The organism is Clostridium sp. SHJSY1 (assembly GCF_031626875.1).
GTDB lineage: Bacteria > Bacillota > Clostridia > Clostridiales > Clostridiaceae > Clostridium.
Genome location: NZ_JANDMF010000108.1, coordinates 1 through 1836, shown reverse-complemented (window position 1 = coordinate 1836; position 1836 = coordinate 1). Strand labels below are relative to the sequence as shown.

At 27.8% G+C, this 1836-nt stretch carries 1 protein-coding gene; it reads left to right on the top strand.

Annotation, left to right across the window (positions count from 1 at the left end):
* The first annotated feature begins 403 nt into the window (after positions 1 to 403).
* Positions 404 to 1702 carry an IS110 family transposase gene (locus NNC19_RS23325; RefSeq protein WP_310941085.1) on the top strand — a complete coding sequence of 433 codons (1299 nt, stop codon included), beginning with the start codon at positions 404 to 406 and terminating at the stop codon, positions 1700 to 1702.
* The last annotated feature ends 134 nt before the right edge of the window (positions 1703 to 1836 follow it).

The window sequence follows — 1836 nt, the reverse complement described above, 5'->3', positions numbered from 1 at the left end:
ATATTCTCGTATAATGTAGTTAAGATAAAAGAGAGAGAAATACAATTATCTTATACATATGTTATACGAAATTTCTTTTAAATAATTCGTAAAATTTCTAATAAAAATCATATCTAACACCACTTATATTTTGTATTTCAAAATTTTATCTTAAAGAAGCCCATCCTTTTTAATATAATATAATCAAACTGAATAGAGGATAGATGATTAATATTCAGGGAGTCATAAGTATATGACATATACCCGCCTTCAGCGTATCATTCCATCAGTAAGTTGTTTTATGTTAGCTGGTTGGGTTTCTCTTTTCAAGAGAATTACCCGTGTAACAAACGAGAATATAATCTTACTGTTATAATGGATCTCTATTTAAATTTTATAATTATTTATTTAAGGAGTTGTATTTATGTCAAAATATTTTTTCAGACCTGTTGTTGGGATTGATGTCTCTAAAGGCTTTCATCTTATATCAATTTTAAGTTATTCAGGTGAATTATATAAGAAAACATTCAAGATTCCGAACTCGTTAGATGGTTTTTCATATTTGCTATCAGAAATAAGAAAAGTGGAAAGAGAGTATAACATGAAAACAGGCATTTTCATGGAATCTACTAGTGTTTATCACCTATCTCTTTTCCACTTTCTAAAAAAACAAAACTTAGAGGTTAATTTAATTAATCCTCTAATTACTAATTCTAACAAAAATAAAGATATTAGAAAAGTGAAAAATGATAAAAAAGATTCTTTGTCAATTGCAAAACTTAGTAAGTTTGAGGATATTAAGTATTCAGAGTATTTTAATTTAGAAATATTTAGTTTAAAGTCTTTATGCCGTGAATGGTACAAACAAGTAGATATGCGCTCATTATATAAGCGAAAGTTATCAGCTGATATGCATATTTTATTTCCTAATTATGATAAGGTTTTTTCAGATATTACTTGTGGAACTTCAGTTGCTATACTAAAAAAATATCCTTCTCCATCTGAATTTTTAGCTGAAAATTCAGAGGAGGTAATAAAGCTAATTAATAAAATTGCAAAAAAAGGATTAAATTGGTCAACAAGAATATATGATAAATTGCATAAAGCTGCTAGCGATGCACTAGAAATAGGTATTCCTTCATACGCAATTGAGTTTAAAATAATGCTTAACCTAAATTTCATAGAAACATTAAATTCTAGTATCGATAAAATTAAAGCAAAAATCAAAGAAGTGTTCAATTCTGATAGCTTTCCTAAAGATATTAAAAATTGTATTAAGTATGTAGATTCAATTCCAGGAATTGATTTTTTTTCAGCAGTAACAATTGTAGCAGAAATAGGTGATTATAAAAGATTTATTAAACCAAAACATCTTGTGGCTTTTTTTGGATTAGACCCATCTGTAAATGAATCTGGAAAATTTAAGGGTAATGAAAATTCCATGTCTAAACGTGGTTCGCAAGCAGCTCGTAGAGCCTTGTATAGTGCAGCATTAACATCTATAAGACGAAAACGCAATGGAGAACTCTTTAATCCTATTTTATATAAATATTTCAATGAAAATTTAGCAAACAAGAAGCCCAAAGTTGCACTTGGAGCTATAATGCATAAACTAGTAAACTATATATTTGCAGTACTTCGTGATCAAAAAGAATATGAGCTCCGCGCTCCGGATTTACATAATAAAATGTTCTTACAAAATCAAGAGAAGCAAAGCGCATAAGAGCTAAACTTAGATATTCCATTTTTTACTATTGTTCGTGTTTTTCAATAGTTTATTTGTTATGCAAAATTATATTAATAAAATTATATCAGCATACTATTAGAATTCTATTGACAACTACTAGCTGGACTGAA

Excerpts from the sequence above, each read along its gene's own strand:
- NNC19_RS23325 (WP_310941085.1), top strand. The coding sequence starts at position 404 with ATGTCAAAATATTTTTTCAGACCTGTTGTTGGGATTGATGTCTCTAAA.